Annotated in this window: 22 protein-coding genes; 7 read left to right on the top strand and 15 right to left on the bottom strand. The window is 50.8% G+C overall.

All coding sequences use genetic code 11. From position 1 onward, the window contains the following. Window position 1: 1 nt before the first annotated feature. The 8 genes from B2Q61_RS00895 to B2Q61_RS00860 are packed head-to-tail and all read right to left on the bottom strand — an operon-like array spanning window position 2 to window position 6853. Window positions 2-1546, bottom strand: coding sequence for a proton-conducting transporter membrane subunit (locus B2Q61_RS00895; RefSeq protein WP_290616711.1), 1545 nt, complete (start codon window positions 1544-1546; stop codon window positions 2-4). Further along, the gene (locus B2Q61_RS00890) at window positions 1539-3047 is read right to left on the bottom strand and encodes a complex I subunit 5 family protein (RefSeq protein WP_290616808.1); all 1509 of its coding nucleotides are present in this window, start codon (window positions 3045-3047) and stop codon (window positions 1539-1541) included. The genes B2Q61_RS00895 and B2Q61_RS00890 overlap by 8 nt, the downstream gene beginning before the upstream one ends. Beyond that, complete coding sequence (locus B2Q61_RS00885) at window positions 3047-4462, bottom strand: complex I subunit 5 family protein (protein ID WP_290616712.1); 1416 nt, start codon at window positions 4460-4462, stop codon at window positions 3047-3049. Before B2Q61_RS00885 ends, B2Q61_RS00890 begins: the two co-directional genes overlap by 1 nt. Beyond that, window positions 4459-4821 (bottom strand): NADH-quinone oxidoreductase subunit K, encoded by a 363-nt coding sequence (locus tag B2Q61_RS00880; RefSeq protein ID WP_290616713.1) that lies wholly within the window; start codon window positions 4819-4821, stop codon window positions 4459-4461. Before B2Q61_RS00880 ends, B2Q61_RS00885 begins: the two co-directional genes overlap by 4 nt. Beyond that, window positions 4814-5773, bottom strand: a complete 960-nt coding sequence (locus tag B2Q61_RS00875) for a hydrogenase subunit MbhD domain-containing protein (RefSeq protein WP_290616715.1) — start codon at window positions 5771-5773, stop codon at window positions 4814-4816. Before B2Q61_RS00875 ends, B2Q61_RS00880 begins: the two co-directional genes overlap by 8 nt. Beyond that, window positions 5770-6054 carry a monovalent cation/H(+) antiporter subunit G gene (locus B2Q61_RS00870; RefSeq protein WP_349678758.1) on the bottom strand — a complete coding sequence of 95 codons (285 nt, stop codon included), beginning with the start codon at window positions 6052-6054 and terminating at the stop codon, window positions 5770-5772. The genes B2Q61_RS00875 and B2Q61_RS00870 overlap by 4 nt, the downstream gene beginning before the upstream one ends. Window positions 6055-6074: 20 nt before the next feature. After that, on the bottom strand, window positions 6075-6353 hold the full coding sequence (locus B2Q61_RS00865) for a monovalent cation/H+ antiporter complex subunit F (RefSeq protein WP_290616719.1): 279 nt from the start codon (window positions 6351-6353) through the stop codon (window positions 6075-6077). Beyond that, window positions 6350-6853 carry a Na+/H+ antiporter subunit E gene (locus B2Q61_RS00860; protein ID WP_290616721.1) on the bottom strand — a complete coding sequence of 168 codons (504 nt, stop codon included), beginning with the start codon at window positions 6851-6853 and terminating at the stop codon, window positions 6350-6352. Before B2Q61_RS00860 ends, B2Q61_RS00865 begins: the two co-directional genes overlap by 4 nt. Before the next feature lie 147 nt (window positions 6854-7000). Between B2Q61_RS00860 and B2Q61_RS00855 the strand changes: the two genes are divergently transcribed. The 3 genes from B2Q61_RS00855 to B2Q61_RS00845 all read left to right on the top strand — a co-directional run bounded on the left by B2Q61_RS00855 (window position 7001) and on the right by B2Q61_RS00845 (window position 10940). Then, window positions 7001-8536, top strand: a complete 1536-nt coding sequence (locus B2Q61_RS00855; RefSeq protein WP_290616722.1) for a bifunctional GNAT family N-acetyltransferase/carbon-nitrogen hydrolase family protein — start codon at window positions 7001-7003, stop codon at window positions 8534-8536. Window positions 8537-8573: 37 nt separating this feature from the next. Beyond that, a complete protein-coding gene (locus tag B2Q61_RS00850) occupies window positions 8574-10523 on the top strand; it encodes a propionyl-CoA synthetase (protein ID WP_290616724.1) in 1950 nt (649 codons plus the stop codon). A 93-nt stretch (window positions 10524-10616) separates the two neighbouring features. Continuing rightward, window positions 10617-10940 carry a DUF6170 family protein gene (locus tag B2Q61_RS00845; protein ID WP_290616726.1) on the top strand — a complete coding sequence of 108 codons (324 nt, stop codon included), beginning with the start codon at window positions 10617-10619 and terminating at the stop codon, window positions 10938-10940. Between the two features lie 74 nt (window positions 10941-11014). Here the strand turns inward: B2Q61_RS00845 and B2Q61_RS00840 are convergent, their stop codons facing one another. Continuing rightward, window positions 11015-12472: a sodium-dependent transporter gene (locus tag B2Q61_RS00840; RefSeq protein WP_290616728.1), complete on the bottom strand. Its 1458-nt coding sequence runs from the start codon at window positions 12470-12472 to the stop codon at window positions 11015-11017. A gap of 184 nt (window positions 12473-12656) precedes the next feature. Here B2Q61_RS00840 and B2Q61_RS00835 point away from each other — a divergent pair, with 184 nt between their 5' ends. Then, entirely contained in the window at window positions 12657-12956 is a 300-nt protein-coding gene (locus B2Q61_RS00835; protein WP_290616730.1) for a YciI family protein, read from the top strand. Between the two features lie 69 nt (window positions 12957-13025). Beyond that, a complete protein-coding gene (gene galE, locus B2Q61_RS00830) occupies window positions 13026-14048 on the top strand; it encodes a UDP-glucose 4-epimerase GalE (RefSeq protein WP_290616732.1) in 1023 nt (340 codons plus the stop codon). A 26-nt stretch (window positions 14049-14074) separates the two neighbouring features. Here the strand turns inward: galE and B2Q61_RS00825 are convergent, their stop codons facing one another. From B2Q61_RS00825 to rnm, 6 genes are all read right to left on the bottom strand, one after another. After that, window positions 14075-15175, bottom strand: a complete 1101-nt coding sequence (locus tag B2Q61_RS00825; protein ID WP_290616734.1) for a WD40/YVTN/BNR-like repeat-containing protein — start codon at window positions 15173-15175, stop codon at window positions 14075-14077. Between the two features lie 188 nt (window positions 15176-15363). Continuing rightward, a complete protein-coding gene (gene rluB, locus B2Q61_RS00820) occupies window positions 15364-16344 on the bottom strand; it encodes a 23S rRNA pseudouridine(2605) synthase RluB (RefSeq protein WP_290616736.1) in 981 nt (326 codons plus the stop codon). Further along, window positions 16344-16928 carry an SMC-Scp complex subunit ScpB gene (gene scpB / locus B2Q61_RS00815; RefSeq protein ID WP_290616737.1) on the bottom strand — a complete coding sequence of 195 codons (585 nt, stop codon included), beginning with the start codon at window positions 16926-16928 and terminating at the stop codon, window positions 16344-16346. The genes rluB and scpB overlap by 1 nt, the downstream gene beginning before the upstream one ends. Further along, window positions 16928-17749, bottom strand: coding sequence for a segregation and condensation protein A (locus B2Q61_RS00810; protein WP_290616739.1), 822 nt, complete (start codon window positions 17747-17749; stop codon window positions 16928-16930). Before B2Q61_RS00810 ends, scpB begins: the two co-directional genes overlap by 1 nt. Before the next feature lie 6 nt (window positions 17750-17755). Further along, a complete protein-coding gene (locus tag B2Q61_RS00805; RefSeq protein ID WP_290616740.1) occupies window positions 17756-18376 on the bottom strand; it encodes an L-threonylcarbamoyladenylate synthase in 621 nt (206 codons plus the stop codon). Window positions 18377-18473: 97 nt separating this feature from the next. Continuing rightward, entirely contained in the window at window positions 18474-19310 is an 837-nt protein-coding gene (gene rnm / locus B2Q61_RS00800; protein ID WP_290616742.1) for an RNase RNM, read from the bottom strand. A 190-nt stretch (window positions 19311-19500) separates the two neighbouring features. Between rnm and B2Q61_RS00795 the strand changes: the two genes are divergently transcribed. Beyond that, window positions 19501-19680, top strand: coding sequence for a DUF6435 family protein (locus B2Q61_RS00795; protein WP_290616743.1), 180 nt, complete (start codon window positions 19501-19503; stop codon window positions 19678-19680). A 260-nt stretch (window positions 19681-19940) separates the two neighbouring features. After that, window positions 19941-21527, top strand: coding sequence for an anthranilate synthase component 1 (locus B2Q61_RS00790; protein WP_290616744.1), 1587 nt, complete (start codon window positions 19941-19943; stop codon window positions 21525-21527). Window positions 21528-21535: the final 8 nt, after the last annotated feature.

Below are 21535 nucleotides of genomic sequence, written 5' to 3'. Positions count from 1 at the left end.
GCTAAGCGAAGTACTGCCAAAGCGTAATCAGCACCAATAGCACCAGAATCACTAATGCACTGAATCCCACCACGGAGCCTGTTGCGGTTCGGTTACAAGCGCGTTCAATGCCTCGCCAGTTAAACTTAAACACGGGCGCCTGCCACTGCCGTTGCGGCTGATAAAGCCGCTTTAGCCTAAGCGACCATGCCAAAACCGGGCTGTTGCGATCATAATACCGGGCTGGCAAACGCCATTGCTGCCAACGCCCCAGCATAAATATCCCTACCGCCGCCAGTAGTGGCCAGCTAAGGCCCCAGATCTTCGACCAGGCCAGCGTGTACTGACTAAGCTGCAACATCGGCTGCCAGTACCAGGGTAACCAGATCAGTATCAGTAACAATAATACAACACAGGCTCCCTGCCAGTACAATGCCAAACCCGGATCTGCTTTATGCTGATATTCCCGCTGCTGGCGCTGCAAGGCCACCGCAAGATGTAAAAACAACAGGGCGGTTAATATTGCCCCTACCGACAACAGAGTGGTCAGGATCTCAGCGTTCAACCCGCCCGGCAGCAGGTCGCTGCTGAGCAAACTTTTCAGGCCGGTTTTGATTGCTGCGCCCCCGCTGAACGGCACCGCCATTAAGGCCAGGGCCGGCCCCCAGAACAACAGTTGCCAGTAAGCAGGTAAACGCTGTTTGCCACTTATGCCGGCATATAAAAATAATGCGCCTTTCGCAACTGCATGATGGGCAGCATAAGCCATCAAAACCGGTAGCACTGCAGCAGCGTGGTTAGTCCAGGCCAGGGCCACCAACACCACAATATAACCCACCTGACTAACGGAAGAGTACGCCAGAATCACTTTGGGCTGGCGATAGACCAAACTGGCCAGCACACCAAATACGGCTGAGATAAACCCCAGCGTGATCATATAGGGGATCCAGTGTTGAAGCTGAGGGTCGCCAGAGGGCAGAAATACAATAAGCCCCAGAATACCGGCTTTGATCATTGCGCCTGACAATACGGCACTGGCTGGCGCTGGTGCTGCCGGATGCGCTTGCGGCAACCAGATATGCAGCGGCCAGAAACCGGCTTTTAATCCCAGCCCCAGGATCGTAAGTAAAATTGTCAGATGATCCAGGGGTACCTGCTGCCAGCTTTGCCAGTCGTACTGGCCATCGGCGGCACTGGCCCGCAGCACCAACGCCGCAAACAACAGCAGTTCGCCGATTATTGCCAGCTGTAAATACAGACGCCCTGCCCTTCGCGCGGCCTTGCTGCCGCTATCCACCACCAGACCATAAGCCGATAAGCTCATTACGCTAAAACCGATATAAAAACTGAGCGCATCCAGCGCGGCAATCAGTAGCATATTGCCGGCAAAACTCAGGCAGAAAAACAGCCAATACCGGCCTTTATGCGCCGATTGAGCCATAAACGACAGGCTGAAAATCCCTGCAACACACCATAAACTGAGGGTAAAATACCACCATACCTGCTGTAATTCTGTGACCAGACCCAGGCCTGCACCGGGCCAGAGCCAGCTCGATAGATCAATCATAGCTAAACTCCCGCTCGACAATCAGCTGCGCCCAGCTAAGCGGGCTTACTCCGGTACTGGCAAACAGCCCCATTAAAATGATTAACAGTGCGGTAAACAACATAGGCAACAACAGCATCCAGTGCGTTTCCAGAGAGGCTGATAAACGTTGCTCCTGGGGCCAGCTGCCACGTTGAGGTAAAAACCATAAGCGATACACAATCGGTAGAAAGTAGCCGGCATTTAATAACCCCGATAGCACAAATACCATTAACATCAGGTTATTGTCTGTAGCTACCGCCCCCAGCCCCAGGTACCATTTACTGATAAAACCGGCAGAGGGTGGAATGCCAATCATCCCCAGCGCCGCCAATGTAAAAGCAGCTGAGGTCAGCGGCATGCGCCGGCCAGCGCCATTAAGTTCCCGGATCTTATGCACGCCAAGAGTTTCAGCATAATTACCGGCGCAAAAAAACAAGGTAATTTTCATTACCCCCTGGTGCACCAGATGCACCAGCCCACCGACAGCCGCCAGTGGCCCCAGCATCGCCACCCCCACGGTAATATACGACACCTGACTAATTGTCGAATAGGCCAGTCGCCGCTTAATGTCCTGTTGAGCCAGCGCCCGCCAGGATCCATATAAAATAGTGGCAGCAGCTAACAACATCAGCGGCTCTGCCAGCTGCAGCTGCTGCATGCTGTCTACCCCAAACACATCATAAACCAGCCGGATAATGCCAAATGCACCCGCTTTTACTACCGCCACTGCATGCAATAAAGCACTGACGGGCGCCGGGGCGACCATGGCTTGTGGTAACCAGCCATGCAGTGGCAACAACGCGGCTTTGACACCCAGCCCGCCAATCATCAGCGCAAAAGCCAGCTTTAATAGCATCGCATGTTCACTCACCACAGCACTGACATAACCACCGGGTATAAACTGCGGGCTTTGCACAACCGAATGCAGTAGTGCAACCCCCGTTAGCAGCAACAATCCACCGCTTAGGGTATAAGCAAGATAGCGCCGCCCGGCAGCTAACGATTGTGGCGTGCCGCGGTGCACCACCAGCGGAAAGGTTGCCAGAGTAAGCAGCTCGTAAAAAAGTAAAAAGCTAACCAGATTGCCCGACAATGCCAGACCGACCGTCGCACTGACACATAAGCTGAAATAGCCAAAAAACCGTGACCGCAGCGGCGAGTTTTCCAGATAGCCAATGGCATAAATAGTAGTTGCCAGCCATAACACCGAGGACAACACGACAAAAAGCAGCGATAAAGCATCACCTTGCAACACTAAATCAGCGCCGGGCAGAAAAGGCAGGCTAAAATAAAAAATATCACCGGCTTTTACCGCCTGCCACATTATCAGCACCAGGATCAGCTTTACGCTCACGCCAAGCAGATTCAGGCTTATTCGCAGTTTTACCTGCTGCTCTTTTAAGGTAAAAATAATTAAGCCCGGCAGCAGCGAGCTTAAAATAATGGCGACAGGTAAGTAGCTTAACCAGAACGGGCTCATCATGCCTCCAGCCGTAACAGTAACAGCAGAGGCTCGCTAAACATCGCCATCGCCCATACCGCTAAAGCGGGCAACAAAGCCAGCCACTGCGGTAGCAGCTGCGGCGCAAAATCAGGTGCCACAGGATCAGCCCGGTCAAACGCCACCACCACCACCCTGAACACATAAGCAGCGGACAATAACGTGGCAAGTACCAGAGCTAGCGGCCACAGCAGCAGTTCACCTTGCAGCCACAAACCTTGCAGCAGCGCCCACTTAGCGACAAAACCACCACTTGGCGGCAAGCCGATTAAACTACCGCCGGCCACGGCAAAGGCGAACATGGCCAATGGCATAGTCTGGCTGGCGCCCTTTACAATGGTCAGCCGTTTTCCACCCAGGGTCGCACTCATTTCACCGACGGCCAGGAAGCATGCGGCTTTGGCCAACGCATGGGCCAGCACAAACAGCCATAACGCGGCAAAAATCAGTGGTTGGTCAAATTTCAACATCAGCCCCAAAGCTAAGGTGGCATACCCCAGCTGGGCCACCGTAGAATAAGCCACCAGATTTTTGATAAACGGTGTGCGCAGCGCCGACCAGCCACCGAACAGTAAAGCGGCCAAGCCAGCGCCTGCAAACAATGGCGCGACAAGTTGTGCCTGCTGCACACTGGCCAGCTGCAGCCACAGCAGGCAAAGAATAAACAATGGCCCTTTTACCACCAATGCTGATAACAACGCACTTACCGGTGCAGGAGCCGCCGCATGAGCTGCGGGCAACCAGGCATGCAATGGCCACAACGCTGCCTTTAACATCAGGCCAAGGCTCATCAGTAACAAAGCGCAGCTACTTAGCCAGTCAGCCTGCCAGGCTTGGGCTAAACCTTTGATGTCCAGCAAACCATAGACAGCATAAAGCAGCACGACCCCCAGCAGATAGCAAAGTGAACCAAATAGCGATAGCAACAAATAGTTCAGCGCGGGTTTAAAGGCTTTGCCACCCGATAAGCTGACCAGTGCCACTGCAACCAGCCCGAGCAGTTCCAGACAGACATAAAGATTAAATAGATCGCGTGACAACCACAGCACAGTAAGGCTTAGCTGTAATAAGGTGCTCAGCGGCCAGAACCCCTGACTTAATTGATCCCGCGCCCGGGTAGCAAACGCATAAAATCCCACTAACAGCTGCAATATGCTGCAAAGCAATATTAATAAACAGCTCAGGCTGTCGGCCTGCCAACTGATGGCCAGGCCCGTCGGCCAACCGGCAAGCAACCATTGCAACGTGCCCTGCTCATTAACCTGTAACAACAATTTCGCCGCAAACAGGCTGCTGACAGCGGCTGATAATAATGCCAGCAGCGGCGCTATTCTGGGCCATAGCAACATCAGCAACGCACTTAACAATGGCACCAGCAGCAAAACTATTATCATTGCTCAGGCCTGCTTATCTGAGACTTTGCCACCCTGTTCTGCTCTGGTTTTTGTTGCTCTGGTTTTTGCTGTTCAAGCCTTGCCAGCATTGCCAGGGCAAAGGCAGTGGCACTTACTGCCACAACCAAACCTGTTAGCACCAGTGCCTGCAGCACCGGATCACCAACAGAGACTGCCGTGTCGTCATATCCCCGGTAAGCCAACACCACCATCAGCATAAAGATACCAGCACTGATAATATTTAATGCCAGGATACGGCGTAAAGGTTCGGGACCTGTGATAAAACTATAAAACCCAATCGCTATCAGACTGGCCGCGGTAAAGGCAAACACGATAAAAGTGGCACTTAGTTCAGTCATTGCCAGCTCCGGTCTCGTTTTCTCTGGCCAGGCTAAGCTGCGTAGCCGGCTGCTCACTCACCACCAGTAAGGTTAGGGTAAGGGCAATAGATAGCGTGGCAAAAACCTCTATCAGTAAAATAATGTATTTGGCATAGTCAGGCGGCCAGCGCAACCACACGACATTAACGCCGGGCACGGGCAATAACCAGGCCAGTACCGCTACCAGCGAAAATACCGCTAACCCGGCCACCACCACTAGCCTGATCCAGATGTTTTGCCAACCTAACCAACTAAGCTGCTGGTTCAGCTTTAGCACCACCGCCCCCGCAGCCAGCAGTGCTCCGGCCTGAAAGGCGCCGCCGGGCTGACTGGCACCGGCCCACAACACGTAACCGGCCAGCAAAATAATCAATGGTGCCAACAGCTCGCTCCAGCTGCGGCTTAAGCGCCAGCTAGTTTGCTGAGTGGGTACCGGAGCGATCTGCAAGGTGCCCAGCAGCGCCAGTAACAACACCAACAGTTCCAGCAAGGTGTCCCACGAGCGGAAATTCAGCAATACCGCGGTAACCGGATGCGTAACCCCGCTATCGGCTAGATTTAACATAACCATTTCAGGTATCGGCCCCGCACTGGCAGGAACTTGCAGTAAAGCCTGCAATAAACCCGTTAGCATCAGTAACACAAACAACGCTGGCCACAGTCGCTGCTGCCAGCTTAATTTCAGAGCTGCTGCCGGCGCGCCTTGCCGGGCCAGGGCCGTAAAACATAGGGCACCGGTTAAACCCGCACCAATCGCAGCTTCAGCCAGCGCCAGATCCGGCGCCGCCAGTCGCGCCCAGGCTAACGCCATTAATAAACCAAACGCGACATATAAGATAACTGCATGGGTTAGTTGACGACTGAGCATGCTTGCCAGGGCAAGGGCCAGCAATAACAGGCAAAGTAGCGCATCAAAGAGTAACAGGCTCATAGTTGATCCTGTTTTGCTTTGCAAAAACGAGCCAGCAGCTGACACGAGACAGTGCCCGAGGCCAGCACCAGTAACCAGACCACTAGCATCAACAGGTTTTGCCACCAGTTGCTGTAAAACATTAAACCGCAAACCACTGACCCCAGGCCCAGTGAGTCTGCTTTTGTCACCGCATGCAATCTGCTGTAACTATCCGGGAAACGCAACATACCCATGCTGCCAGCAATAAAAAATAATAAGCCGATCCCCAGCAGCAAGCTACTGATTATAATGCTAAGAATACTAAGCTCGTTTGCGCCGCTCACCAGGGTTTCTCAGATGAGTCTGCCACTTTGACATTATTCGTTTTTAACCGTTGCACCAGGGCTGCCGGCGCTGCGGCTGCCAATATTGCCAGTACCAATGCTACATCACGCAGCGCGGGTTGCTCCAGCACCAGGGCCAGCACCAGACACAACGCCACACCGGTAGTGCCAAATAATTGCACTGCCAGCAAGCGGTCTAATAAAGCTGGCCCTTTAATCACCCGCCATAAGCCAAGCAGCATCGTCAGTAGCAGTGCCCCGGCAAAAACCGTCATACTTTACTCCCTGCCGGCGATTCTGATTTTAATAGTCTGGCAAGCTGCAGCTCTAGCGCGGCAACCCCGGAACGCCAGTCAGCATGCTGATCCAGAACATGCAACAGCAGCTGATTTTGCGTTGGCTGTGACTCAATCTGAGCGCTACAGGTACCTGGCAGAACGCTGACTAAACTAGCAAGTAAGCGCTGACTGGAAGGCTCAGATAAACTAACAGGATATCGTTGCCAATCGGGTGAAAACTCGGGAAAAGGTCTCAGGGCGCGCCAACCAACATCAAAGGCACCAAGCACTATTTGTCTGACAAAAAATAGCATAAACCCTGGCACAGCATGCAACCGCAGCCCCGGTAATGTCAGATTGGCGAAATGTTGCCAAATGAGCAGCAGGCCCCATAACGGCAGAAAAAACCACCATCCCTGATTTTCTGTTAACGCCGCCCAGCACAGCGCTGCCAGCAAGCTGAATACTGACATCGCAGCTAATCGTCTGAATAACATACGCCAAAGCTCCTTTTGTTCTGCAACGCTATTTATACTATTGAAGAAAGTATAAAAACTCAAATCAGCCACTGCTTTTACCCGCTGCTGATTTGGTGATATGGTTTTGTTATCTCAAGTTCTACCCAAGCAACAGGAGCCTTAATTATGCGCGACGATCTGCACTTAAAGATCCGCCATTTAACCCCCGCCGACTATCCTCAGGTGCAGCAACTGATGGACCGGGTATATCACGATATTGGCGGCGCCTGGCCTAAACATACCATTAATACGTTAATTAAAGACTTTGCCGAAGGCCAGATTTGCCTGATAGACCATGATGACATTATTGGTCTGGCGTTAACCGTTCAAGTAAAATATGAGCGTTTCAGTAACCCCCATACCTACGATGATTTAATTGGAAAACGCGAAACCATATTGCATGACAAAACCGGTGATGCGCTTTACGGTCTGGATTTAATGATCCACCCGGATTACCGGGGCTACCGGCTAGGACGGCGGCTGTATGATGCCCGCAAAGATCTTTGCCGCCAGTTAAACCTGCGCGCCATTTTAGCCGGCGGTCGTATTCCTAGTTATCAGCAGCACAGCAATAAAATGTCAGCTGCCGAGTATCTGGAAGCCGTGAAGTGTCGGGAAATTTATGACCCTATATTAAGTTTTCAGTTATCAAATGACTTTCAGCTAAAACGCCTGCTGAAAAAATATCTGCCGGAAGACGAAAGCTCTCAGGGTTATGCGACCTTGCTCGAGTGGAATAATATTTTCTACGAGCCGGTTCACGATGCGCTTCACAGCCGGAAAAGCCAAATCCGGATTGGCGCCGTGCAATGGCAGATGCGTGAAGTCACCTCCGTTGAGCAGGTACTGCAGCAGGTAGAGTACTTCGTTGATGCCCTGGCCGATTATCAAAGTGATTTTGCACTGTTTCCGGAGTTTTTTAATGCCGCCTTGATGGGCCTTTGCCCTGACAAATCGAACCAGACCGCAGCCATTCGTTTTTTAGCCGGCTTTACTGAGCAGTTTAAAGCCGCGATGTCTGATATGGCGGTAAGCTATAACATCAATATCATTACTGGTTCGATGCCCGTGATGGAAAATGACAGTTTATTTAATGTCAGCTTTTTATGCCGGCGCGATGGCACCATAGATTGCCAGAGTAAAATTCATATTACCCCGCACGAGCGCCGGGACTGGGTTATTGAAGGCGGTAATAAGCTGCAGGTATTTGAAACCGATGCCGGCCGGGTAGGTATTCTAATTTGTTATGATGTCGAGTTCCCGGAGCTGAGCCGGGTGTTGGCGCAACAGGATATGGACGTACTCTTTGTGCCGTTCTGGACTGATACCAAAAATGGTTTTCTAAGAGTAAAACATTGCGCCATGGCCAGAGCCATTGAAAACGAATGTTATGTAGTGATTTGCGGCAGTTGCGGTAACTTGCCCCAGGTCGATAATCTTGATGTGCAATACGCTCAGTCAGCAGTATTTTCACCATCAGATTTCGCGTTCCCGCATGATGCAGTCATGACTGAAACCACCCCCAACACCGAAATGATGATGTTTTCTGATTTAGATTTGGACCGCTTAAAGCAAATTCGTAACGAAGGCTCGGTCACCAACCTGAAAGACCGTCGGCATGATCTATATCAAGTAAACTGGCTCAATCTGCTACCTGATTAGCCATAAGTCTAAGTGGCAGCGCTGCGGTTTTTCTGTAATGTACCAACAAACCGCAGCCACAAGGACTATGCGCATGTCTTATCAAACTGAATATCAGGCAGCTTGCCAGCAGCCACAGCAATTCTGGGCCGAAAAAGCCAACCGCCTGGCATGGTACCGGGCTCCCGGCCAAATTCTGCACATTAAAGGTGAGCAGTACCAATGGTTTGCGGATGGCGAGCTCAATACGGCCTATCTGGCACTTGATTATCATGTTGAGCAAGGCCGTGGTGAGCAGATCGCCCTGATTTATGACTCACCAGTGACCAACAGCAAGCATCAGTTTAGCTACCGGCAGTTAACCGAGCAGGTGGCCCTATTTGCCGGGGTTTTAAAGGCGCGAGGTGTCGCTAAAGGCGATCGGGTGGTGATTTATATGCCGATGATCCCACAGGCCGTTATTGCCATGCTGGCTGTTGCCCGCCTGGGCGCAGTGCATTCTGTGGTATTTGGCGGCTTTGCCGCGCACGAACTGGCGCTGCGGATAGATGACGCCAGCCCGAAAGTGATTGTTGCCGCTTCCTGTGGTATTGAAGTTAACCGGATCATTGCTTACAAACCGCTGTTAGATAATGCGCTTGAGCTGGCGACGCATAAACCCGACAGCTGTATTATCTGGCAACGGCCTGAGCTTATAGCTGAGCTGCAGCAAGAACGGGATTATGATTGGCAACAGTTACTGCAACAAGCGCAGCCGGCCGCCTGTGTGCCGGTTAAAAGCACTGATCCGCTGTATATTCTGTACACTTCTGGTACCACCGGCAAACCAAAAGGCGTGGTCCGGGACAATGGCGGCCATGCCGTCGCACTGCATTACAGCATGCAGGCTATTTATGGCATGGGGCCTGGCGATGTGTTCTGGGCAGCATCAGATGTTGGCTGGGTGGTCGGACACTCCTACATTGTGTATGGGCCATTGCTGGCCGGTTGTACCAGCGTGTTGTATGAAGGAAAGCCCGTATATACCCCCGATGCCGGCGCGTTCTGGCGGGTGTGTGCTGAATATAAAGTCAAAGCCCTGTTTGCCGCGCCTACCGCTTTTAGGGCCATTCGTAAAGAAGACCCCGACGCTGAATTAATCCGGCATTATGATCTGAGCGCGCTTGAGCGAATTTATATGGCGGGTGAAAGGTTAGACCCGGCGACCTATGACTGGACCGTTGAACACAGCGGCAAACCGGTGATCGATCATTGGTGGCAAACCGAAACCGGCTGGGCTATTTGCGCCAACCCGGCCGGCATTGAACTGTTGCCAGGCAAAGCCGGCTCTGCCACGGTACCGGTGCCGGGCTTTCAGGTGGCGATACTTGATCATAACGGCCAGGCGCTGCCAGCCAATCAGCAGGGCAACATTGCTATTAAGTTACCGTTGCCCCCAGGCTGCCTGACCACAATCTGGCAGAACCCGGAGCGCTTTATTGCTGGCTACCTGCGTCAGTTTCCCGGCTATTATGCCAGTGGTGATGGCGGCTACCTGGACGATGACGGTTACCTGTATGTAATGGGCCGCACCGATGATGTAATTAACGTCGCCGGACACCGCTTATCAACCGGTGAAATGGAAGAGATTGTTGCCAGCCACCCCGCGGTAGCCGAGTGTTGCGTTATCGGACTGGCCGATCCGTTAAAAGGCCAGCAACCCGTGGGCTTTATTTTACTTAAAAACGGCGTTGAGATTAGCGAGCAGCAGTTGCAAAGCGAGCTGGTGCAAAAAGTACGTGAGCAAATTGGTGCGCTAGCCTGCTTTAAACAGGCATTAATTGTGCCGCGGTTACCCAAAACCCGCTCGGGTAAAATTCTGCGTAAGTTACTGCGGCAAATTGCCGATGGTGAAGAGTACGTCGTGCCGTCAACCATTGATGACCCGGCAAGTCTGACTGAAATTGCCAGTTGTATGACAGCGCGTGGCTTAATAACAGCACGGCCTGTTGCCAAAATCGGTAGCTGAAAAACAGCTGATCGCAAAATGGGTTTTGGCTGTAAAACTGGTTATAATGTCGGCCTGCCGCTGACGCAGCCGTTTTTGCCAGAAGGACAAGTCATGTTGTATTTTAACAGCAATAACATACCAGAATTGCAGGGCCTGAATTTTGGCCAGCGGATGGAAGTCATCCGAGCCACTGCCGACAAACTACCCGCGCCGACTAAAGTCGCGTTGAATACCCTGAAACTGGTGATTATTTTCTTTCTGTTTATTCTGGCAGCCAGGGCCGATGGCTGGGCAATGCTGGGCTATGCCCTGCTGATAGCGCCACTTTACCTGCTTATTAGCCGCCCCATTACCTTTGCCTTGTGTCAAAGCCGCTTCAGCCTTGTACGCCGGCAATTATTTGAGCAAGAAAATAAAGCGCAAACTGACGACTAAACATTGTTATCAATTCCATTATAAAAAGAAACCCGCAAATAGCGGGTTTCTTTTTATAGCTACCAGGGTAGCAATTAGTTAAAGCCAATCTGCTCAAAAAATACCGTCAACATGTTGTAGCCAAAATAGATGGTTGAGACGGTATTAATAAAGATGATTGCCAGGATCACCGGAATAAAGGTGCCGAGGGAAAAGTTAACGTATTTTTGTAAGAATGAGCCGGCAAAGCTGGCATTGCCCTGACTCATTTCGGCATCCAGATTTTGCTTTTTCCAGCGGTAAATCACAAATAAACACAGCAATAAACCATTTAATGGCAGTATGGTTTCATAAAACATGTCGTAAATTAAATCGAAAAACGACTTCACTATGGGTTGTCCGGTTGCATCAGCACCATAACTGGTAATACCACTGAGCATATCCACCCGACCAAACGATAACGCGCTAATCACCGCTAAAACCACCATAGCAGCACCCAGTGAATACAATGCTTTACGCCGGCTTAGTCCTTTGCCGTCCATAATACTGGCCACCGGTACTTCAATAATCGATACCAGCGAGGTCATCGCAGCAAAAAACACCAGCAAAAAGAAAAATGAAGCAATAAAGGACGCGCCGAAGTAACCGATATCAGCCTGCAAGGCTAAGAAGATTTTTGGCAGGAACATAAAAATCATGCCGATACTGGATTCAGACAGCTCGGTTATTTCAATATCCGGATTAAACGAAAACGCTGCGGGTAAGATCAGTAAGCCTGAACAACAAGCAACCAGTAGTGACAACGCAGCCACCATTTTACCGGCAGAGACAATGTTATTGTTCTTTTGAATGTACGAACCGTAGGTAATTAAAATGCCCATGGCCAGTGACAAGGAGAAAAACGCTTGTGCCAATGCTCCGTTTAGCACCTGTCCCGTTATTTTAGAAAAATCCGGAACCAGGAAAAACTTAACGCCCAGCATGGCATTATCCAGAGTCAGTACATAAATAACCAAAGCAATTAACATGACAAACAAGGTTGGCATCAGCACTGTGGTGGCTTTTTCAATGCCTTTCTTAACCCCGCCTTGTAGAATTAAAAAAGTAAGCCCCACTACCAATGCCATATAAATAAACAGCTCGTCACTATTTATAAATAGACCGAAACCATCTGGATCAGCTAATTGATCCAGCTGCCCCATTATCGCTTTACCCAGATAGCCAGCAATCCAGACCGTAATCACCAGGTAAAACACCCCGATCATAAAAGGTGTGATTACGCTAAGCCAGCCCACGGTGCGCCAGGCCCGGTTCTGGCCAATTTCAGTATAAGCGCCTAGCGGGTTTTGCCGGGTATGCCGGCCCAGGCTCATTTCGGCCAGCATCACAGGTAAACAGATGAAGAAGACGAAGAAGGCGTAAATAATTAAAAAAGCGGCACCGCCGTTTTTACTGGCCATTACCGGAAAAGCGACCAGGTTACCGATACCGACAGCCGAACCGGCGGCCGCCAGAATAAACCCCAGGCTGGAGCTGAATTGTTCACGTTTCATTGGATTGCGGACTCCCTGACTCTTTTTATTAGAATTGTTGTTTTACTATTTTTATCATGTTCGCACAGCATGCTAACAGCAGGCTGCAGCAAATCCTAGCCCGACCTTTAACAAAGACGTTGCTAATTGGTTTTGACGGGCAGATCTGCTATCTTGCAGCGACAAACAGTAGGTGGGTTTTACCATGTTCTATATGATTTACTCTGAAGATGCGGCCAATAGTCTGGAAAACCGGTTGGCAACCCGGCCAGCGCACGTCGCAAGGCTACATGAGCTTAATGAGCAGGGCCGTCTGTTATTAGCCGGGCCACTGCCGGCGATAGATAGCAATGAGCCTGGCGGTGCCGGCTTCACCGGCTCACTGGTAGTGGCAGAATTTGCATCGCTTGAGCAAGCACAACAGTGGGCTGACAATGATCCTTATTTAAGCGCCGGCGTTTATATCAAATCAACGGTAAAACCCTTTAAGAAAGTCTTACCCTGATTGCAAAATTTTGTGCTGACGACAAATTAATACCGCTACTTATACCTCAGTAATTGAGCAAGGATGGTCATGACCTACATTCTACTTACCGGCGGTGCCGGCTACATTGGCAGCCACACCGCGCTGGCCCTGCTCCGGGCAGGCTATCAGGTTATCAGTTTCGATAATTACAGCAACAGCTCAACCACCGCCCTGCAAAGAGTAGCGCAACTGGCCAATAGCAACATCATTACCCTCAGCGGTGATATTCGCGATGAAGCGGCGCTTAGTGCGGTATTTCGCCAGTATCAGATAAGCGCTGTGGTGCATTTTGCTGGTTTAAAGGCGGTGGGTGAGTCAACTGAAATGCCGTTGCATTATTATGATAATAACGTGGCAGGTACGGTAACGCTGTGCCGGGTGATGCGAGAATTCAAGGTTAAAAAACTGGTGTTCAGCTCCTCAGCTACCGTTTATGGCGATGCCAAAACCGTGCCTATCGATGAAACCGCACCACGCTCTGCCACCAACCCTTACGGCCAGAGTAAACTGATGATTGAACATATTCTGGAAGATTTGGTGAAAGCTGAACCAGATTGGGGCATTACCCTGCTGCGCTATTTTAATCCGGTTGGTGCCGACAGCAGCGGCCAGATTGGCGAAGATCCCAATGGCATTCCCAACAACCTGATGCCGTTTATCTCGCAGGTGGCAGTGGGTAAACGCGATAAACTGAGTATTTTTGGTGACGACTACCCTACCCCTGATGGCACCGGTGTGCGTGATTATATTCATGTGGTCGATTTAGCCGCCGGCCATCTGAAAGCGCTGCAATATCTTGAAAGCCAGCAGGGTATTGAAGCCATTAATCTGGGTACCGGCACCGGCTACAGTGTGCTGGATATGGTAAAGGCTTTTAGCAGCGTCAATAAAGTTGCCGTACCTTATCAGATTGCCCCGCGCCGGCCGGGCGACATTGCCAGTTGTTATGCCCGACCTGATAAAGCATTAAAGCTGCTGGGCTGGCAGGCAGAGAAAACCCTGGAAGACATGGTGCGCGACAGCTGGCGTTGGCAACGGCAGAATCCCAATGGCTACGGTAACAGCAATTAACGCCTGACAAGCCATCAGGTTAAGCCTTAAGGTAGCGGCATACGGATAATGCCGCCCTTAAATAAGCCCAAATAAACCACCTGTTGCTGGTTTTCCTCAACCAGGATCATACTGCGTACCCCGCCAAAAAAATCCTGCTCAGGGTACTGATATTGCTGCCAGCTGGCACCGCCATCATCAGTCCATTCAATAATCAGCGGTTGCGGCTCGGTAAAATTTTTGGCCCAGCCTGCGGTATAGATCCGCTGTGGCGCAGCAGGGTCGATTATCAGATCAAAATAAAAGCGGAAGTTGACGTTATCCAGCACTGGCTGCCAGCTTTGGCCATGATCTGTACTGCGTATAATGCCCCCCTCAGCACTGACATAGACGGTATCCGGATCGTCCGGTGCATAACGAATCGCTTTAATCGAGCTGGGGTTGGGAAATAAATCGGTATGCATTATCGCCTCGTTGCTGGCAACGTCATATTGATAAAATACGCCGTTTTCAATCGCCCCCTGGCCGCCATACCAGATAGTCTGGTGATCAGCAGATTGGGTTAATGCCGTTTTGGGCTGGCCAAAACCACCAAAGTCACCATGCTGCGCTTTCCAGGTTTGCCCCATATCGCTGGAACTTGCCAGTACATCAATGCCGGTGGCATAAATTCGCTGTGCGTCGGCGTCAAATACCATGGCAAAAATCGCTTCATTTTCACCGGCCAGGCCAAATTGATAATCAATTTCATGCCAGTCACTGCCGCCATTAAAGCTTTCAAACAGTAAGTATGCCGGAAAACCGTCCTGGTTGGTTTTAACAGTAGACGCCAGCCAGTGCTGTTCGGTCAGCAGGCTCATGGCCATCACGTCATAGCCCGTAAGGCCCGCTGCAACCCAATTACCGCTGCTATTCTGGCGATGCACGCCATTATCACTGGCTGCCAGCAGTATACCGTTATGCTGATAAAGCTCGTTGATAATATGACCGTCTAACCCCTGAAAGGTTAAGGTAAATGGCGGCGCAGGTGACACTGGCGGTGGCGCTGGCTCCTGCACCGGCGAACTGTTGCTGCCGCCACAGGCCGACAGCAACACGGCACAGGCACTGAGCCCACAGCCGAAAACAAACCGTCTGAACGTCACCACTAGCTACTCCCCTCTCGCCATTAGTAAGCCAACTGTAGCCCAAATCACTATCATATTTTGTAATTAAAAGTTAACGGTTATTTTACCGAAACACTCACCACTAAGGCAACATGTCGGCAACGTCAAAACTGAGATATAAAAAAAAGGCGCCTTGGCGCCTTATTGTTAATTTAAGCGATAACCAGTACTCAGCTTTGCCCCTGGCGGGTTGGTTTTTTGCCAGTTGGCTGGCGCTGAGTGGATTTGCCCTTGCTGGCTGGCGCGCGTTGAGGCTTGGCGGCAGGTTTTGGTTTGGGCTCGGCTTTTTTGGCCGGCGTTTTTTCTGCAATTTGATGTTTGCGCACCGCCCGCTTCATACTGGCCAAACGACGACGACGTTCAGTACGGTCTTCGCTTTTAACCAGTGTTTGCGCTTCCGGCCCTAAATGCACTAACTTACGAAGATAATTCACTTCGTCCAGCGGATATTCGGCGTAGCCACCGGCCGGAATATGTTTTGGCAACAGTAAATCACCATAGCGTACCCGGATCAGCCGGCTGACTACCGCACCTTGTGACTCCCACATCCGGCGTACTTCGCGATTACGACCTTCAGTTAGCACCACATGGAACCAGCGGTTAATGCCCTCGCCCGGCAGTGCTTTAATTTTTTTAAAGTTGGCTTTGCCGTCTTCCAGCTCGACCCCGGTACGCAGACGCTGGATCATGGCATCGTTTATATCGCCAAATACCCGTACTGCGTATTCGCGTTCAACTTCAAATTTCGGGTGCATTAAGCGGTTGGCAAGCTCACCGTCGGTGGTAAACAACAGTAAACCAGAGGTATTAATATCCAGCCGGCCGATGGCTATCCAGCGCGCACCTTTAATTGCGGGTAAGCGGGAAAAAACCGTGGGGCGGCCTTCGGGATCAGTACGCGAGCATATTTCGCCTTCCGGCTTATGGTACGCCAGTACCCGACAAATTTGCTGCTCTTCACTGGCCAGTTGCACCGGATGACCATCAACTCTTACCGCTTGGCTGGTGGTTACCCGATCCCCGAGGCTGGCCGGTTTACCATCAACGGTTACCCGGCCTTTGCTAATCCATTCTTCCATCTCGCGGCGCGAACCGACGCCAGCACGGGCTAATACTTTTTGCAGTTTTTCGCTGCTGATTTTATCACTCATTAGTGTAACTCTCCTGTCATCTCGACGGTGGGAAGAAGATCGGCCGTCAGTGCGGTAAATTCCGGTAATGGCGGCAAATCGCTAAGGCTTTTTAAGCCAAAATAATCTAAAAACAATGCGGTGGTGGCGTATAAGCCAGGCCGGCCCGGTACTTCTTTGTGGCCAACGACTTTTACCCAGCCGCGGTCAAGCAAGGTGCGCATAATCTGGCTGCTAACCGTTACACCGCGCACCTCTTCAATTTCACCCCGGGTTAACGGCTGCTTATAGGCAATCAATGCCAGTGTTTCCAGTACCGCCCGTGAATAACGGGCTGAACGTTCTGGCCACAACTGGGCTAAATCATCACTAAGTTCAGGCCGGGTTTGAAAACGAAAACCAGAGGCAGTTTCCAGCAGCACAATACCGCGGGCGCTGTAGTCTTGTTGCAGCTGGCGGATTGTAGCATCAATCCGGCTTTTGCTAACAGTAAAACGTTGCAGCACGGAGGCTTGTAGCTCAGCCACACTCAGCGCCTGTTCGCTGGCAAAAATAGCCGCTTCAATCAGTTGCAACAGTTGAATATCATTAATTTTCTGAGCCATCAGTCTTGCTCCCTGGCAAGTTTGATATGGATCTGGCCATAGGCTTCAACCTGAGTAAGCTCAACCATTTTTTCCTTGCTCAGCTCCAGTAGCGCCAGAAAACTCACTACCACGCCCTCGCGCCCTTCGCTATGGTCAAAACAATCTTCAAATAGCAGATAACCCTGACGCTGCTGTAATAACTCTAAAATCCGGCTCATCCGTTCACGAGTGGATAAATGCTCGCGTTTTATATGATGATGCTGAAAATCTTTCGCCCGCTGCATAATGCTTTTCAGCGCCATCACCAGTTCAGTCAGTTCAACCTCAGGCAAAATAACCAAAGGGCTGAAATTATCGGCTAGGGCGGCCCGAGCGGTAAAATAATCGCGTTCCTCACGTGGCAAGCTGTCAAGTTCGCTTGCCGCCTGTTTATACACTTCATACTCCTGCAACCGGCGGATAAGCTCAGCCCGGGGATCATGCTCATCCTCTTCGTGCCGGGTATGTTTTGGTAGCAGTAAACGAGATTTTATTTCCGCTAACATGGCTGCCATTACCAGGTATTCGGCAGCCAGTTCAAAATTAAGCCCCTGCATCAAATTAATATATTCGATATATTGCAGGGTAATTTCATTTACGGGCAAGTCGACAATATCAAATTTATGTTTGCGAATAAGATACAGCAGAAAATCCAGAGGGCCTTCAAAGGCATCCAGCATCACTTCCAGGGCATCGGGCGGAATATATAAATCATCCGGTCGCTGATGCACCGCTTCGCCGCGCACAAAGGCCAACGGTAACGGCTGCTGAACTGTTAAAATGCCAGGTGGAGTGCTCATCTGCGGTTACTGAAATGGCGTGGGATCACCACGGCCTTCACGCAGCACAGTAGCGCCCTCTTCGGATAAGTCCACCACCGTAGTCGGGTCTTCACCAATCACACCGCCATGCATAATTAAATCGACCTGGCGTTCCAGCTGGGCCCGCATATCATCCGGATCGGCTTCAGCGAATTGCTGGCCGGGTAAAATCAGGCTGGTCGATAACAAGGGTTCTCCCAGTTCAGCCAGCAGCGCCAGGGCAATTTTATTTTCCGGGATCCGAAGACCAATGGTCTTTTTCTTATCATTTAGCAGGCGTCGCGGCACTTCTTTAGTGCCACGTAAAATAAAGGTATAAGCACCCGGCGTATTGTTTTTAATCAGCCGGAACGCCGTATTCTCTACTTTGGCATACACCGACAACTCCGATAAATCCCGGCACATCAAGGTAAAATGATGATCTCCGCTGATTTGGCGTATCTGGGTAATTTTGTCCATGGCACTTTTATCACCAACGTGACAACCCAGTGCATAACCACTGTCCGTAGGGTAAACCACCACACCGCCCTGTTTAATAATTTGTACCGCTTGTTTTAGCAAACGTTGTTGCGGATTCTCCGGGTGTATATGAAAAAATTGGCTCATTATTGGTTCTTCTATCGTTAGTAAGCTGCAAGGCAGTATCACTTTATTATATTTTAATGGTAAAACGGTGCACTGGCGCAGCGGCTCCGTTTTTAACTCAGTTTAGCGCCCAGTTATGCCAAACCGGCGTAACGTCGTCTGTTAAATATAGGTTTTTTCCAAGATCATTCCAGCTGGTTTGCTGATGAAAATCTGAACCTACAGATGCCGTTAAACCGTGTAACTGACATAACGCCCACAGCTCCCGCTTTTGCACCGGGGTTTGCTGCGGTGAAATAATTTCTATTGCGTCACCGCCGGCAGCAGCAAACTGCTCGGCCAGACGCTTTACCCACTTTGTTGTTAGCTGATATTTCAATGGATGCGCCAACACAGCAACGCCGCCGGCATCATGGATCCATTGTACCGCATCAGCCATTTCTACCCAGTTGCTCGGTACATAACCGGTTTTGCCGCGGCCCAGATATTTTTTAAACACATTATTAATCGAACTGGCCTTGCCAATATTAACCAGATGGCGGGCAAAATGTGTGCGGGTTAGCGCTGCGCCATTGGCAAGTGCCAACACTGCTGGCAACACATCCGGGATTTGGCTTTTTTCCAGCCGCCGCGCCATTTCCTCTGCCCGTTCCAGCCGCCGTTGTTGTTGTAACGCCAGCCGCTCCAGAAATAATGGGCAGTCCGGGTCAATGTTCAGGCCAACGATATGAATTTCCAGCTGTTGCCAGCGGGTTGAAATTTCCACCCCATTAACCAGCTGCAGCGGCAACTGTTGCTCGCTGATCGCGGCTTGGGCAGGCGCTAAGCCGGCGACGGTATCATGGTCCGTGATCGCCAGCGCATTTACGCCTCGCGCTGTCGCTCGCATCACTAATTCGGCTGGCGACAATACGCCGTCAGAGCAATGGGTATGGCTATGTAAATCAAATTTCATCGGCACCTCAGTATCAGGTGGCTATTGTCGCACAGGCCTGCCATTTGGCAAAGCATCAGCCGTCAGCCCCCCCGGATGAACCAGAACCGCAAAACGTACGTAAAGTGTAACATCGTAAAAAAAACAGCAGCTGGTTAGTGGCGCCCCGGACCAGTGGCCAGGCAGTAAATTACTAAAGTGAGGCACAAGCATGTTCGGCTTTTTAAAACCAAACCCTGAAAAAAAATTGCGCAAAGCCTACGACAGCAAACTGGAGCAGGCAATGCATGCCCAGCGCAATGGTGATATGCGCTTATATGCCGATCTAACCGAGCAAAGCGAAAAAATATGGCAACAACTCACTGAGCTTAAACAAACCGGTGCAAAATAAGGCCTTCTAGCCACTTATATGCTTTTATTTCTAACTTAGAACAAAACAGCACTTGACCCGCAACAAAAATCGCGGTTTTATGTGCCCATATTATTGTAATAACCGTTGATTAAATTTTATGCTAACTACAACAGCCTTTAACCTGACTAACTGGTGGTGGCACATACCCTGCGGGCGTGTGTAGGCGTTGTATTCGCTTTAATTACGTAAGCCCGTTTCCTGATAAGAAGCGGGTTTTTTCATTTTAAGAGACTAACTTTATGATTTTCAGCCACATAACCGACCAGCAGGGCGAGGTAGCCAGCATCACCATGCCGGTGCCCTACCAGGCAGATGCATTGGCCAGTTTTGCCAGTTTAAGTGCCGACAGCAACGGCGCCGTGCTCCTTGAGTCAGCGGAGATAGACAGTAAAGATAACCTGAAAAGCCTGATGCTGATTGATGCGGCGCTGCGCATTGAATGTAATGGCATGCAGGTGAATGTGACGGCTCTAAGTCAGAATGGCACCACTTTACTGCCATTTCTGGCAGACAAGCTGGCAAATTTAGCCAGAGTAAGCCAAAGCAATACCACGTTAACGCTCAGTTTCAGTCAGCCCGATCCGTTATTGGACGAAGTAAGCCGGTTAGTTCAGCCCAACCCATTTTCGGTGTTAAGGGTGATACAACACCAGCTAACCAGCCATGCCGATAAAGAAAGCCCTGACGCTAATTTTGCCATCATGCTGGCGGGCGTAATAGGTTACGACATGGTAGCAAATGTCGAACAGCTACCCGAGGTTGGAAATGGCAACAACCAGTGCCCTGATTATCTGTTTTATCTGGCAGAAACCCTGCTGGTGCTGGATCATCAACGCCAGCAAAGCCAGCTGATTGGCAATGTGTTTTGTGGTGAACATGCCCCTGCCACCTACTTTGTAATCGGTAAACGATTGGAGCAGTTAAAACAGCGCCTGGCCGATACATCAGCATTAGCGCCAGGCAAGCCTGGCGATGACAGCCAGTTACAGGTTGATATCAGTGACGCTGAATTCAGCCTGCAGGTAGAAGCGTTAAAAGAGCATATTGTCAGTGGCGATGTATTTCAGGTAGTGCCATCACGTTGCTTCAGCCTGCCTTGTCCCAACCCCATGGCGGCCTATGCCAAGTTAAAGCAGTTAAACCCCAGCCCTTATATGTTTTATTTAAAAGATCCGGCCTTTCAACTGTTTGGGGCATCGCCTGAGTCTGCGCTGAAATTTACCGCCAGCAACCGTCAGGTAGAAATATATCCCATTGCCGGCACCCGCCGCCGTGGTTTTAAAGCCGATGGCAGTATCGACCGCGATTTAGACAGCCGCATAGAACTGGAGCTGCGCCAGGACGAAAAAGAAAAAGCCGAACATTTAATGCTGGTAGATTTAGCCCGCAATGACGTTGCCCGAATTAGCGTGGCCGGCAGTCGTTACGTTAAAGAGTTGCTGAAAGTGGATCGCTACTCGTATGTGATGCACCTGGTCTCCCGGGTCATTGGCACCCTGAAACCAGAGCTGGATGCGCTGCATGCCTATCAGGCTTGCATGAATATGGGTACCTTAGTCGGGGCACCAAAAGTGAAAGCGGCAGAGCTTATTCGCCAGGTAGAGCAGCAGCGCCGGGGCAGTTATGGCGGCGCAGTCGGTTATTTAACCGGCAACGGTGACTTTGACAGCTGCATTGTCATCCGCTCAGCCTATGTCGCCAACCAAAGCGCCTATATTCAGGCTGGCGCCGGCGTAGTATTTGATTCAGTGGCCGAGCTGGAAACTGAAGAAACCCGTAATAAAGCACAAGCCGTAATTAGCGCCATTATGGCTGCCGGCCATTGACCGGATAG

It is taken from the genome of Arsukibacterium sp. UBA5043, assembly GCA_002415085.1.
Classification (GTDB): Bacteria; Pseudomonadota; Gammaproteobacteria; order Enterobacterales; family Alteromonadaceae; genus Alishewanella.
Note: the sequence above shows the minus strand (reverse complement) of the source record. Positions and strands in the feature narration are given on the sequence as shown.